The organism is Streptomyces sp. NPDC088810 (assembly GCF_044750305.1).
GTDB lineage: Bacteria > Actinomycetota > Actinomycetes > Streptomycetales > Streptomycetaceae > Streptomyces.
Genome location: NZ_JBIVJQ010000004.1, coordinates 1 through 13,694, shown reverse-complemented (window position 1 = coordinate 13,694; position 13,694 = coordinate 1). Strand labels below are relative to the sequence as shown.

The 13,694-nt window shown below is 72.4% G+C and carries 13 protein-coding genes; 8 read left to right on the top strand and 5 right to left on the bottom strand.

Annotated elements, in window-relative coordinates:
* On the bottom strand, positions 1–2,076 hold a 2,076-nt coding region (locus tag ACIP4Y_RS14625; RefSeq protein WP_401392581.1), incomplete at its 3' end, for a DEAD/DEAH box helicase.
* A gap of 503 nt (positions 2,077–2,579) precedes the next feature.
* Here ACIP4Y_RS14625 and ACIP4Y_RS14620 point away from each other — a divergent pair.
* Entirely contained in the window at positions 2,580–3,326 is a 747-nt protein-coding gene (locus ACIP4Y_RS14620; protein ID WP_388323604.1) for a ferritin-like fold-containing protein, read from the top strand.
* Positions 3,327–3,368: 42 nt separating this feature from the next.
* On the opposite strand, the gene ACIP4Y_RS14615 is transcribed toward ACIP4Y_RS14620, so the two are convergent.
* The 4 genes from ACIP4Y_RS14615 to ACIP4Y_RS14600 all read right to left on the bottom strand — a co-directional run bounded on the left by ACIP4Y_RS14615 (position 3,369) and on the right by ACIP4Y_RS14600 (position 5,214).
* Positions 3,369–3,638, bottom strand: a complete 270-nt coding sequence (locus tag ACIP4Y_RS14615; RefSeq protein ID WP_401392577.1) for a hypothetical protein — start codon at positions 3,636–3,638, stop codon at positions 3,369–3,371.
* Between the two features lie 172 nt (positions 3,639–3,810).
* Positions 3,811–4,038: a DUF3107 domain-containing protein gene (locus ACIP4Y_RS14610; protein ID WP_030346231.1), complete on the bottom strand. Its 228-nt coding sequence runs from the start codon at positions 4,036–4,038 to the stop codon at positions 3,811–3,813.
* A 134-nt stretch (positions 4,039–4,172) separates the two neighbouring features.
* Positions 4,173–4,814: a TetR/AcrR family transcriptional regulator gene (locus ACIP4Y_RS14605; protein ID WP_184968416.1), complete on the bottom strand. Its 642-nt coding sequence runs from the start codon at positions 4,812–4,814 to the stop codon at positions 4,173–4,175.
* Positions 4,815–4,980: 166 nt separating this feature from the next.
* Positions 4,981–5,214 (bottom strand): hypothetical protein, encoded by a 234-nt coding sequence (locus ACIP4Y_RS14600; protein ID WP_401392573.1) that lies wholly within the window; start codon positions 5,212–5,214, stop codon positions 4,981–4,983.
* 199 nt (positions 5,215–5,413) lie between these two features.
* Between ACIP4Y_RS14600 and ACIP4Y_RS14595 the strand changes: the two genes are divergently transcribed.
* From ACIP4Y_RS14595 to ACIP4Y_RS14565, 7 genes are all read left to right on the top strand, one after another.
* Complete coding sequence (locus ACIP4Y_RS14595; RefSeq protein ID WP_358648101.1) at positions 5,414–6,406, top strand: alpha/beta hydrolase; 993 nt, start codon at positions 5,414–5,416, stop codon at positions 6,404–6,406.
* 8 nt (positions 6,407–6,414) lie between these two features.
* Positions 6,415–7,743, top strand: a complete 1,329-nt coding sequence (locus ACIP4Y_RS14590) for a DUF3152 domain-containing protein (protein ID WP_401392569.1) — start codon at positions 6,415–6,417, stop codon at positions 7,741–7,743.
* 57 nt (positions 7,744–7,800) lie between these two features.
* Positions 7,801–7,896: an Ms4533A family Cys-rich leader peptide gene (locus ACIP4Y_RS14585; RefSeq protein ID WP_309550493.1), complete on the top strand. Its 96-nt coding sequence runs from the start codon at positions 7,801–7,803 to the stop codon at positions 7,894–7,896.
* 190 nt (positions 7,897–8,086) lie between these two features.
* Positions 8,087–9,805, top strand: a complete 1,719-nt coding sequence (locus ACIP4Y_RS14580) for an ABC transporter substrate-binding protein (RefSeq protein WP_401392565.1) — start codon at positions 8,087–8,089, stop codon at positions 9,803–9,805.
* Between the two features lie 3 nt (positions 9,806–9,808).
* Positions 9,809–10,849 (top strand): ABC transporter permease, encoded by a 1,041-nt coding sequence (locus tag ACIP4Y_RS14575; protein WP_401392562.1) that lies wholly within the window; start codon positions 9,809–9,811, stop codon positions 10,847–10,849.
* Entirely contained in the window at positions 10,846–11,844 is a 999-nt protein-coding gene (locus ACIP4Y_RS14570) for an ABC transporter permease (RefSeq protein WP_401392559.1), read from the top strand. The genes ACIP4Y_RS14575 and ACIP4Y_RS14570 overlap by 4 nt, the downstream gene beginning before the upstream one ends.
* Complete coding sequence (locus tag ACIP4Y_RS14565) at positions 11,841–13,457, top strand: dipeptide ABC transporter ATP-binding protein (protein ID WP_401392556.1); 1,617 nt, start codon at positions 11,841–11,843, stop codon at positions 13,455–13,457. Before ACIP4Y_RS14570 ends, ACIP4Y_RS14565 begins: the two co-directional genes overlap by 4 nt.
* Positions 13,458–13,694 lie beyond the last annotated feature (237 nt).

Below are 13,694 nucleotides of genomic sequence, written 5' to 3'. Positions count from 1 at the left end.
GCGGCGCGGCTTGGGCTCGGCTTCCGCTTCGGTGACCTCCGCTGCCGGTGCGGCTGCGGCGGTCTTGCGGGTGCGGCGCGGCTTGGTCTCCGTGCCTTCCGCGGTGTCCACGGCGGCCGTTGCCGTCTTCCGCGTGCGGCGGGGCTTGGCCTCGGCCTCGGCCTCGGGGGCGTCGGGCGTGGCCGGCTCCGCTGCCTTGCGGGTGCGGCGGCGCGGCTTGGCCTCGGTGGCCTCGGCGGTGTCCACGGCGGTCTCGGCGGCGGCCGCGGTCTTGCGGGTGCGGCGCGGCTTGGCCTCGGCGGGCTCCGCCGTCTCCGGTGCCGCCTCGGCCTCGGGGGCCGGCTCGGCCGTCTTGCGGGTGCGGCGGCGCGGCTTGGTCGCCGCGGCCGGAGCGGCCTCGGGCTCCGCCACCGGGCTGTCCGCGATCACCGACTCGGCCACGGGCTCGGCGGCCGGCTCGGCCACCGGGGTCACGTCCGCGGCCGGCTCGGTCACCTGCTCGGTCGCCGGTGCCTCCGTCACGGCCGGCTTACGGGTGCGGCGGCGGCGCGGCTTCTCCGGCGTCTCCAGGGCGGCGGGGCCCTCGGCCGTGACCACCGTCTCGGCGGCGGCCACGTCGGTCGCCGCCGGCGCCGCGGCGGCCGTCACCTGCTCCGCAGGCGCTCCGCCGCGGGTGCGGCGACGGCGGCGCGGGGTACGGGTCGCGGCCGGAGCCTCCTCCGTGCCGGCGGTCTCGGCGACCGGCGCGGCGGGGGAGGCGTCCAGCGGGGTGCCACCGCGGGTACGGCGGCGCCGGCGCGGGGTACGGGCCGGACGCTCACGCTCGGCCGGGGCCGACTCGGCACGGCCGCCGCGGCCACCACGGCCCCGCGCGCCCCGCCCGCCGGTCTCGCCCAGGTCCTCCAGCTCCTCCGCGTCCAGACCGGCACGGGTCCGCTCCGCGCGCGGCAGGGTGCCCCTCGTGCCCTGGGGGATGCCGAGGTCGGAGAACAGGTGCGGGGAGCTCGAGTACGTCTCCACGGGGTCGTTGAAGTCCAGCTCCAGCGCCTTGTTGATCAGCTGCCAGCGCGGGATGTCGTCCCAGTCGACGAACGTGATCGCCGTACCCTTGGCGCCCGCGCGGCCGGTCCGGCCGACCCGGTGCAGGTACGTCTTCTCGTCCTCGGGGGACTGGTAGTTGATGACGTGGGTCACGCCCTCGACGTCGATGCCGCGCGCGGCGACGTCGGTGCAGACGAGGACGTCGACCTTGCCGTTGCGGAAGGCCCGCAGGGCCTGCTCGCGGGCGCCCTGGCCGAGGTCGCCGTGGACCGCGCCGGCGGCGAAGCCGCGGTTCTGCAGCTGCTCGGCGATGTCGGCGGCCGTGCGCTTCGTACGGCAGAAGATCATTGCCAGCCCGCGGCCCTCGGCCTGCAGGATGCGGGCGACCATCTCGGGCTTGTCCATGTTGTGCGCGCGGTAGACGAACTGCTTGATGTTCGCGACCGTCACGCCCTCGTCGTCCGGCGCCGTGGCGCGGATGTGGACGGGCTGCGACATGTAGCGGCGCGCGAGGCCGATGACCGCGCCCGGCATGGTCGCCGAGAACAGCATGGTCTGGCGCTTGGCCGGAATCATGTTGATGATCTTCTCGACGTCGGGCAGGAAGCCCAGGTCGAGCATCTCGTCGGCCTCGTCCAGGACCAGGCTCTTGATGTGGTTCAGGTTCAGCTTCTTCTGGCCCGCGAGGTCCAGCAGACGGCCCGGGGTGCCGACGACCACGTCGACGCCCTTCTTCAGGGCTTCCACCTGGGGCTCGTAGGCCCGGCCGCCGTAGATCGCCAGGACGCGCACGTTACGGACCTTGCCGGCCGTCAGCAGGTCGTTGGTGACCTGGGTGCACAGCTCGCGCGTGGGGACGACGACGAGCGCCTGCGGGGCGTCGGTGAGGGCCTCGGGGGCGGCGCGTCCGGCCTCGACGTCGGCGGGGACGGTGACGCGCTCGAGGAGCGGGAGGCCGAAGCCCAGCGTCTTGCCGGTGCCGGTCTTGGCCTGGCCGATGACGTCCGTGCCCGAGAGGGCGACGGGGAGTGTCATCTCCTGGATGGGGAAGGGGGTGATGATGCCGACGGCTTCCAGGGCCTCGGCGGTCTCGGGGAGGATTCCGAGTTCACGAAACGTCGTAGTCAGGGTGCTGCCTCTTCTGTGTGCGCGGTGCGAGGCGAGCGCGGGGGGTCATGACTGACCGTGCCGGGGACGTCGGCTGCCGTACGGACGAACCACTCGGGCAAGCCGTATGACACGGGACCTCTGCCGACGCTCTAGCGCTCGTACCGCTGAGGGGTCCCTCCTGCCGTCGTACGATCACTGCCGTACGGCCTTGGAGGGCTGTCGGGTCGGAGCCGATCGGGCCACCGACCGGGCATCCTCATGCGTGCGGCCTGTCGGGACACGTCGAGCATCGTCGACGCACTCTGGCAGGCGCATTACCACCATACCCCGGATTCGCGCACATGCGATGGCCGATTTGGTCACGTAGTCGTGGTCACACTGGCTGACCAGGGCTTGAGCGGAGCGTCGAGCCGACTATTGTGCGCCTCATGACTAGCTCTGACAAGCCTGAGAACGCGTCCGCCGAACCCGCCGAGCCCACCGGTGTCGCCGCCCAGGACTGGGCGCAGGCATCCGCCGACCCGCAGTACCGCGCCGCCGTCGTGGACCTGCTCGGCGCGCTCGCGTACGGGGAGCTGGCGGCGTTCGAGCGGCTCGCGGAGGACGCCAAGCTGGCGCCGACCCTCGCGGACAAGGCGGAGCTGGCGAAGATGGCCTCGGCCGAGTTCCACCACTTCGAGCGGCTGCGGGACCGGCTGACCGAGATCGGCGAGGAGCCGACGGCCGCGATGGACCCGTTCGTGGCCGCGCTCGACGGCTTCCACAAGCAGACGGCGCCCTCGGACTGGCTGGAGGGCCTGGTCAAGGCGTACGTCGGCGACTCCATCGCGAGCGACTTCTACCGGGAGGTCGCGGCCCGGCTCGACTCCGACACGCGCGAACTGGTGCTGGCCGTGCTCGACGACACCGGGCACGCCGGCTTCGCGGTGGAGAAGGTGCGGGCCGCCATCGACGCCGATCCGCGCGTGGGCGGCCGGCTGGCACTGTGGGCGCGGCGGCTGATGGGGGAGGCGCTGTCGCAGTCCCAGCGGGTGGTCGCCGACCGGGACGCGCTGTCCACGATGCTCGTGGGCGGGGTGGCCGACGGGTTCGACCTCGCGGAGGTCGGGCGGATGTTCTCCCGGATCACCGAGGCGCACACCAAGCGGATGGCTGCGCTGGGCCTCGCGGCCTGAGAAACGGTGCGCTCCCCGCACCCCTTCGGGGCGCGGCGGCCCCTACGCCGTTGCTGATCGGCGGCGCAGGCGGCCTGTCGGGCGCAGGAGCAGGGACAGGGACGCCACCGAGATGATCGCGGCGCCCAGGAGGCTCAGCAGGGCGGTGCCGGGGCCCAGGGCGGTGTGGGTGACGAAGTCGCCGAAGAGGGCTCCGGCGACGCCCGTGCAGATCACCAGCGGGCGGGCCGGGAGCCGGTGGGCGAGCCGGTGCGTCGCCGCCCACGCCAGGATCAGACCGAGCACGGCGGAGCCGAGTGCTTCGAGGATCATGTCGGGGTCCCTCCCACGGCCGGTCTGGCTCGACGGTCGTAGCCCGTCATACCCGTGACCTGCGGATTGCAATCCTGCGCTGTGAAGGCCCTGTGCTCCGTCCGTGGGCAGCGCGGCACGCGGAAGGGCCCGGCGGCACACGGCCGCCGGGCCCTTCGCACACACGTGTCGCCTACAGGGCGCCGAACCCGACCTTGCGCACGGTCGGCTCGCCGATCTCCACGTACGCCAGACGGTCCGTCGGCACCAGGACCTTGCGGCCCTTCTCGTCCTGGAGGCTGAGCAGCCCGGTCTTCCCGGCCAGCGCCTCGGCCACGATGCTCTCGACCTCCTCGACGCTCTGACCGCTCTCCAGAACGATCTCGCGGGGCGCGTGCTGCACGCCGATCTTGACCTCCACGGCTATGTCCCTCCGACGGTCAGTGATGTGCGCGATCAACCGCGCCGTACCCAGCACACATTAGCCCGGTGAGGGGACGTACACGGCCTGGGCGGGAACGCCAGGAGCGAACAGCGCGCGGGAACAAACCGCCGTCAGTGGTGCTCGGTGCCGTGCAGCGGGAAGCCGGCGATGCCCCGCCAGGCCAGCGAGGTCAGCAGCTGCACCGCCTGATCGCGTGGGACGCTGCGGTCGCTGTGCAGCCACGAACGGGCGACCACCTGGGCGAGCCCGCCCAGACCGGAGGCCAGCAGCATCGACTCCGCGCGCGAGAGGCCCGTGTCCTCGGCGATGACGTCGCAGATCGCCTCGGCGCACTCGTTGGTCACCTTGTCGACGCGCTCGCGCACCGCGGGCTCGTTCGTCAGGTCCGACTCGAAGACCAGCCGGAAGGCCCCGCCGTCGTCCTCCACGTACGCGAAGTAGGCGTCCATGGTCGCCCGGACGCGCTGCTTGTTGTCGGTCGTCGACGCCAGCGCGCCGCGCACCGCCTGGATCAGCGACTCGCAGTGCTGGTCCAGCAGCGCGAGGTAGAGGTCGAGCTTGCCGGGGAAGTGCTGGTAGAGCACCGGCTTGCTCACGCCGGCCCGCTCGGCGATGTCGTCCATCGCCGCCGCGTGGTAGCCCTGCGCGACGAAAACCTCCTGAGCGGCGCCCAGCAACTGGTTCCGCCGGGCTCGGCGCGGCAGACGGGTGCCCCGTGGGCGTGCCGCCTCAGTTTGCTCGATGGCTGTCACGCCGCCTCCCAAAGTCGTCCACATGCGGTGTCGGCCGCGCGGCCATCGTACTTTTCGGTAACCCTGGTGTGCGCGGTGCGAGCGCAGAATTTCACGTACCGGACGACGGCGGAAGCCGCGCGGCCCGTCCGGTGCGGCCGGCCGGGCCCCGCGCGGACCTGCGAGGTCAGCGGTAGTCGTCCTCGTCGAGCGAGACCACACGTGCCTGTTCGACCAGATCGGCCACGTTCCCGCGGTCCGGGTCCATTCCGGTCAGCGGGTCGTCGCGCTCCGGCGCGATGTCCGCGGCCTGCTCGGCCGCGTCGACCTCCGGCGCCTCGACGTCGCGCTCCTGCACCGCCTCCGCGTCCAGGTCGTCGATGTCCTCGATCGCGTCGGGCTCGATGGGGTCATAGGCCATGGTGGGCTCCCTTCCTACGAACGTCCCTGGATAGAGCAGGGGCCACACGCGGGTGCCCTCTGTACGAGCCTAGGAGACAGCAGATCCCAACGCCATGCCGTCAGGCCCGTTCGCCGCACCGGGTCTCCGGCTCCGTACGGGTTCACGCTGTGACGGCGAACACACGAGCCCCTGCGTGATCACCTCGTAACATTGCCGCATGTCTTCGACCGAGTCGCCGTCCGTGCCGGCCGCCAGTGTGCTTCCCAGGGTGGCGCCCGTCCGGGTCGGCGAGGGCGAGCGGCTGCGGTCCGTCGGCCTGCCCGGTGTCACCCTGTCGGTGCGTTCCCGGCCTCCCGCGCGCGAGGGCCTGCCGCCCGCGCTGTACGTCCACGGGCTCGGCGGCTCCTCGCAGAACTGGTCGTCCCTCATGGCCGAGCTGGACGAGGTCGTCGACAGCGAGGCGGTCGACCTGCCGGGCTTCGGCGACTCCCCGCCACCGGACGACGGCGACTACTCCGTCACCGGGCACGCGCGCGCGGTGATCCGCTATCTCGACGCGGCGGGCCGCGGCCCGGTCCACCTCTTCGGCAACTCGCTCGGCGGCGCGGTCACCACGCGCGTGGCCGCCGTACGGCCCGACCTGGTCCGTACGCTCACGCTCGTCTCGCCCGCCCTGCCCGAGCTGCGGGTGCAGCGCACCGCGGTGCCGACGGGGCTGCTCAGCGTGCCCGGCATCGCCGCCCTCTTCACCCGGCTCACCCGGGAGTGGACGGCCGAGCAGCGGGTGCGCGGGGTCATGGCGCTCTGCTACGGCGATCCCGGGCGGGTCTCGCCGGAGGCGTTCCAGCAGGCCGTGGAGGAGCTGGAGCGGCGGCAGCAACTGCCGTACTTCTGGGATGCGATGGCCCGCTCCGCGCGCGGGATCGTCAACGCCTACACGCTGGGCGGACAGCACGGGCTGTGGCGCCAGGCCGAGCGGGTGCTGGCCCCCACGCTGCTGGTCTACGGCGGCCGGGACCAGCTCGTCGGCTTCCGCATGGCCCACCGGGCCGCCCGCGCCTTCCGCGACTCCCGGCTGCTGTCCCTGCCGGACGCCGGGCACGTCGCGATGATGGAGTACCCGGAGCTGGTGGCCGGCGCGTTCCGGGAGCTCCTGGCACAGGCGAACGGCTCCGGCGAGGTCGCCGACGCCGCGGGCGCGAGGGGCTGAGGGCCGGGGTGGGACGCCACAGCCGCCGCGGACCGGCCCCGAAGGGCGACGCCGCGGACATAGCCGCCAGGCGGGGAGACAGCCGGGGCGCACGCTCCGGCGAGGACACCGCGAGGGATGTGCCGGGGTCTCCTGACGGCACCCCGGTGCGGGGTTTTGACGGCACCCCCGCGCGGGGCGTGCCGCGGCTTGCGGACGGTACTCCGGCGCACGGTGTGCCGAGGTCCGGCGGTGCTGCGTCGGCTCCGGGGGCGCGTGGTGGGCATCCCGAGCAGCGGGAAGCCGGGGGCGGCTGGGGGGAGTTCGGCGCGCGGGCGGCCGGTGGCGGCGGTTCCGGTGTCGTGTTGCCGCGGCAGCGGCAGGCGGAGCCGGGGGCCCCGGGCCCGAGTGCCCGGCCTCCGGGCGGGTCACGGCGTCGTTCCGGCCCCCGGCAGGAGTATCTCGAGGCCTTCGAGGGCGCCGGCGAGGGCGTCCGGAACACGGGGGACACCGAGGCCTCCGCGTCCGGTGCCGGCATGCCCGCGCAGCGCGGCGGGACCAGGGGACTGGCCTTCACCGGCATCGCGGCGGCCGCCGTCACCACCGTGCTCGCGGTGGTCGTCGCCGGACAGGTGACCAAGGCGCAGCACGACGAGGGCGTGCGCTCGCAGTCGGTCACCGGCCAGGCCCCTGACGCGGGTGCCCCCGGCGACACCTCCGGCGCGCCGACGCCCGCCACCGCACCGAGCCCGGTGCCGCTGACGTACGACCAGAAGATGGCCGAGAAGTACCCCCTCGGCGCCAAATTGGCCGGACCGGGGAAGTTCGACGCGGTGCCCGGTTTCGACAAGGCGCCCGGTACCGGGCAGAAGTATCGTTACCGCGTCGACGTCGAGCAGGGTCTGGGGCTGGACGGCGCGCTGTTCGCCGAGGCCGTGCAGCAGACCCTGAACGACAAGCGCAGCTGGGCCCACGGCGGCGCCCTCACCTTCGAGCGGATCTCCTCCGGCAAGCCCGACTTCGTGATCACGCTGGCCAGTCCCGGCACCACCGCCAAGTGGTGCGCCAAGTCCGGCCTGGACACCACGGAGGACAACGTCTCCTGCGACTCGGCCGCGACCGAACGCGTCATGATCAATGCGTACCGGTGGGCTCAAGGAAGCAAGACGTACGGTGACCGGATCCATGCGTACCGGCAGATGTTGATCAACCATGAGGTCGGCCACCGGCTCGGCCACGGTCACGTCAGCTGTCAGAAGGACGGGGAGCCGGCGCCGGTCATGCAGCAGCAGACCAAGTTCCTGGACCACGACGGAATCCACTGCCGGGCCAACCCGTGGCCGTACCCCGGGAGTTGACAGGCACCACTTATGTCACATTGACATCGAGCCGTATGCTCGTACATATTTCTGCTCATGTGGTCTAGTCATGCCGTCTGCAGCAGCGCCGCCATCGAGCTGGCGCTCATCGGCGTGACCGCACTCTGCGTGGCCGACATCCACTGTCGCTGACGCCGCCTCCCCGGCGTTCGCGTCGCGATCCTCCTCTCCTTTTCGTCCGTGACCGTGTCACGGACTTTTCGACGACCCGGCGCCGGGGCCGACGTCTGCCCGCAGTCGTCTCACTCCTCGTCCACACGTCTCACCCATCGAGAAACCCTCGATCAGCCCCGCCACGTCACCCCGAGAGGTCGTCACTCCGATGCGTCAACCGTCCGTCATAGCGCGCCGCGTGGCAGCGGCATCCGTCAGCCTGGTCGTGGCAGCGGGCGCCGCCGCCTGCGGCCCGGAGGACAGCGATGCCAAGGGCTCCGGTGGCGACTCCACGCCCCACAAGGGCGGCACGCTCACGGTCCTGAACTCCGAGCCGCAGACCGACTTCGACCCCGCGCGCCTGTACACCTCCGGCGGCGGAAACGTCCCCTCGCTGGTCTTCCGCACCCTCACCACGCGCAACCGCGAGAACGGCGCGGCCGGCGCCAAGGTCGTCCCGGACCTCGCCACCGACACCGGGCGCCCCAACAAGGACGCGACCGTGTGGACGTACACCCTGAAGAAGGGCCTCACGTACGAGGACGGCACGCCGATCACCTCGGCCGACATCAAGTACGGCATCGAGCGCTCCTTCGCCCCCGAACTCTCCGGCGGCGCGCCCTACTTGCGGGACTGGCTGGTCGGCGCCGCCGACTACCAGGGGCCGTACAAGGACAAGAAGGGCCTGTCCGCGATCGAGACGCCGGACGCCCGGACCATCGTCTTCCACCTGAACAAGCCCGAGGGCGAGTTCCCGTACCTCGCCACGCAGACGCAGTTCACCCCGGTGCCCAAGAGCAAGGACACGGGCACCAAGTACGAGTCACACCCCATCTCGTCCGGCCCGTACAAGGTCGTCAAGAACGAGAACGACGGCGAGCACGTCCTCCTGGAGCGCAACACGCACTGGTCGGCGGCGACCGACGAGGAGCGCAAGGCGTACCCGGACACCATCGACGTCCGCTCCGGCCTCGACTCCTCGGTGATCAACCAGCGGCTGTCCGCGTCCCAGGGTGCGGACGCCGCCGCCGTCACCACGGACACCAACCTCGGCCCGGCCGAACTCGCCAAGGTGACCGGCGACAAGGAGCTGGCCGCGCGCGTGGGCACCGGCCACTTCGGCTACACGAACTACCTCGCCTTCAACCCGAAGGTGAAGCCGTTCGACAAGCCCGAGGTGCGCCAGGCGATCGCCTACGCCATCGACCGGTCCTCCGTGGTCAACGCGGCCGGCGGCAGCGCCCTCGCCGAACCCGCCACCACCTTCCTGCCGAACCAGAAGTCCTTCGGTTACACGCCGTACGACCCGTTCCCGGCGGGCGCGTCCGGCAACCCGGCGAAGGCCGAGGAGCTGCTCAAGCAGGCCGGTTACCACAACGGCCTCACCATCACCCTGACCCACTCCAACAACAAAGACTTCGAGACCAGCCCGGAGATCGCCACCGCCGTCCAGGACGCCCTCAAGAAGGCCGGCATCACGGTCAAGCTGCAGGGCCTGGAGGACAACGACTACCGGGACAAGATCCACAGCGTGAAGACCGAGCCCGGTCTCTTCCTCGCCCACTGGGGTGCCGACTGGCCCTCCGGCGGCCCCTTCCTCGCCCCCATCTTCGACGGCCGTCAGATCGTCAAGGATGGAGCGAACTTCAACACGGGCCAGCTCGACGACAAGTCGGTCAATGACGAGATTGACGCGATCAACAAGTTGACCGACCTTGACTCCGCCGCCCAGCGGTGGGGGGCACTGGACAAGAAGATCGGCGACAAGGCCCTCGTCGTGCCGCTGTTCCACCCGGTCTACAAGCGCCTGTACGGCAAGGACGTCAAGAACATCGTCATCAGCGACTGGACCGGCGTGCTGGACATCTCCCAGGTCGCGGTGAAGTAGCACGTGAGCGAGGCACTTGCCGTCGTCGAGACCGCCGGGACGGACACCTCCGTCGCGGCGGTCTCGGGGGCACGTCAGTTCTGGCGGCGGCTGCGGGCACAGCGCGCCGCCCTGGCCGCCGCGGCCGTCGTCGCGTTGCTCGTCCTGATCGCGCTCGCCGCACCGCTGCTCACCGCCCTGGAGGGCCAGGACCCCACCACGTACCACCCCGCCCTGATCGACTCCGCGCGCGGGGGTGTTCCCATCGGCTCCCTCGGCGGCGTGGGCGCCGACCACTGGCTGGGCGTCGAACCGCAGACCGGACGCGACATGTTCGCCCGGCTGGTCTACGGCGCGCGGGTCTCGCTCGGCGTGTCGCTGGGCGCCACCCTCGTCCAGGTCCTGCTCGGCGTCGCCATGGGCGTGGCCGCAGGCCTGGGCAACCGCTGGGTCGACCTGGTCCTCAGCCGCGTCACCGACATCTTCATCTCCATGCCCCTGATGATCATGGCGCTCGCGCTGCTGGCCATCGTGCCGGCCGGCTTCCCGCGGCCGGTCCTCGTCGCGCTGATCATCTCCCTGGTCTCCGGGTGGGCCACGATGGCGAAGATGGTGCGCGCGCAGACCCTCGCCCTGAAGAACCTCGACTACGTCTCCGCGTCCCGGCTGAGCGGCTGGAGCACCTGGCGCACCGCCGTACGCGAGCTGCTCCCGGGCCTGGCCGCGCCGGTCATCACGTACGCCGCGCTGCTGATCCCGTCGAACATCAGCGCCGAGGCGGCCCTGTCCTTCCTCGGCGTCGGCGTGAAGCCGCCCACCCCCTCGTGGGGCCAGATGCTCACCTCCGCCGACGTCTGGTACCAGGCGGCCCCGCAGTACCTGCTGCTGCCCGCGCTCGCGCTGTTCGTCACCGTGTTCGCGATGACCGTCCTCGGCGACGGCGTCCGCGTCGCCCTCGACCCGCGCGCCGCCTCCCGCCTGCGCATCGGCACCGGCCGCAAGCGGGAGGCCCGCACCCGGGCGGCCGTACCCGGCGGCGGACCCCGGAAGGAGGAGCGGCCGTGAGCGGCTTCACCGGCTTCGCCCTGCGCCGGGTCATCGGCGCCGTGATCACCCTGTTCGTGCTCTCGGTGATCATCTACGTCGTCTTCTACGTCACCCCCGGCAACGTCGCCCAGATCACCTGCGGCCCGCGCTGCTCCCCCGCCCAGGTCCACCAGGTGGCCCAGCAACTCCACCTCGACGACCCGCTGTACGTGCGCTACTGGCACTTCCTGCAGGGAATCTTCGTGGGCCAGGACTTCTCCACGGGCACCTCCGTGGAGCACTGCGCGGCGCCCTGCCTCGGCCAGTCGTACCAGACCGACCAGCAGGTCACCGACATCATCCTGACCAAGCTGCCGGTGAGCTTCTCGCTGGTGCTCGGCGCGATGGTGATCTGGCTGGTGGTCGGCATCGGCACCGGCGTGCTGTCCGCCTGGCGGCGCGGCCGGCTCTCCGAACGCCTCCTGACCGCGCTCACCCTCGGAGGCGTCGCCACGCCCGTCTTCGTCATCGGCCTGGTCCTGATGATCGTCGTCTGCGGCGAACTGCAGCTGCTGCCCTTCCCGCAGTACGTGAACTTCACCGACGACCCCGAGCAGTGGGCCTGGAACCTGCTGCTGCCCTGGCTCTCCCTCGCCCTCGTCGAGGCGGCCAACTTCGCCCGGCTGACCCGGGCGTCGATGCTGGAGACGCTGGCCGAGGACCACATCCGCACCTTCCGGGCCTACGGCGTCAGCGAGCGCGCGGTGATCGCCCGGCACGCGCTGCGCGGCGCGACGGCCTCCGTCATCGCCCTGAACGCGGTGACCTTCGGCTCGGCCATCGGCGGCGCCGTCCTCACCGAGACCCTGTTCGGCCTGCCCGGCATCGGCCAGGAGCTGGTGCACGCGGTGAAGGTCGTCGACCTTCCGGTGGTCGTCGGCATGGTCCTGGTGACCGGCTTCTTCGTGGTCCTCGCCAACGCCGTCGCGGACGTCCTGTACGCGGTGGCCGACCGACGGGTGGTGCTCGCATGAGCCTGGTGGAAGCGGCGGACACGAACCTCGTGGACGTGACGGACCTGACCGTCGAGTTCGGCGCCCTGCGCGCCGTCGACGGCCTCTCCTTCAGCCTGGCGAAGGGCGCCGCCCTCGCCCTGGTCGGCGAGTCCGGCTCCGGCAAGTCGACGGTCGCGGGCGCCCTGCTGGGCCTGCACCGGGGCACCGGGGCCCGCGTCGGCGGCTCGGTGCGGGTGGCCGGCACCGACGTACAGGCGGCCTCCGACGAGGAACTGCGCCGGCTGCGCGGGGCCAAGGCCGCCATGGTCTTCCAGGACCCGCTGTCCTCGCTCGACCCGTACTACGCGATCGGCGACCAGATCGCCGAGGTCCATCGCGTCCACGCGCGCGTGTCGCGTCGCGCCGCACGCGCGCGTGCCGTGGAGGTGCTGGAGCGGGTCGGGATCCCGGACGCGGCGCGGCGGGCCCGGTCCCGACCGCACGAGTTCAGCGGCGGCATGCGCCAGCGCGCCCTGATCGCCATGGCCCTCGCCTGCGAGCCGGACCTGCTGATCGCCGACGAGCCGACCACCGCGCTCGACGTCACCGTCCAGGCGCAGATCCTCGACCTGCTGCACGGGCTGCGCGAGGAGACCGGCATGGGCCTGCTCCTCGTCACCCACGACGTGGGCGTGGCCGCCGAGAGCGTGGACGACATCCTCGTCATGCGGCACGGCAGGGCCGTCGAACGCGGCCCGGTCGGCACGGTCCTCGCCGCGCCCGCCGAGGCGTACACCCGCGAACTGCTCGACGCCGTCCCGCGCGTGGACGCCCGCCGGACCGGCTCCCCGGCCACCGGCGAGGTGGTGCTGGAGGCCGTCGGCGTGCGACGCGAGTTCGGGCGCGGCAAGCGGGCCTTCGCGGCCGTGGACGACGTCTCGGTGACCGTCCGGCGCGGGGAGACCCTCGGCGTGGTCGGCGAGAGCGGCAGCGGCAAGACCACGCTCGGCCGCATGCTCGTCGGACTCCTGGAACCCACCGCCGGCGAGATCCGCCACGAAGGAAGCCCGCACACCGGGGTGAACCCGGCCGTGCAGATGGTCTTCCAGGACCCCGTCTCCTCCCTCAACCCGCGCCGCAGCGTGGGCGAGTCCATCGCCGACCCGCTCCGCGCGCGCGGAGAGCGGGACGAGCAGCGCATCCGGGGGCGGGTGCGGGAACTGCTGGAGCGCGTGGGCCTGGACGGGGCGCACTACGACCGCTATCCGCACGAGTTCAGCGGCGGGCAGCGCCAGCGCATCGGCATCGCGCGGGCGCTCGCCGCCGAGCCGCGCGCCATCGTCTGCGACGAGCCCGTCTCCGCGCTCGACGTCACCACCCAGGCCCAGGTGGTCGCCCTGCTCGGCGAACTCCAGCGGGAACTCGGCCTCGCCCTGGTCTTCATCGCGCACGACCTCGCCGTCGTCCGCCAGGTCAGCGACCGGGTCGCGGTGATGCGGCGCGGCCGGCTCGTCGAGTACGGGCCCGCCGACCAGGTGTACGACAGCCCCCGCGAGCCGTACACCAAGCAGCTCCTGGCCGCCGTCCCCGCGCTCGACCCGGAGCTGGCGGCCCGGCGCCGCGCCGCCCGGCGCACACCGGCAGCGGCGTAGCGCCCGCGCGCGGGATCACGTCCGCCTGGCGTAACGTTTCGCGATCGGACGATCACCGTGTGATCCCTTAGCGCGCCAGAACGCGACCCGCACGCGAAAGTTACGACCGTTCACCCCTTTTGGTGGTGGGGCGGGCCAACCGCCCGGGCCCCCCCCCCCGGTTGGGCGAAGGTGGGGCCCCCGGGCGGCCCCCGGGCCCCCCCGGGCGCCCCCACCGGGGCGGGGGGGGGGGCCACG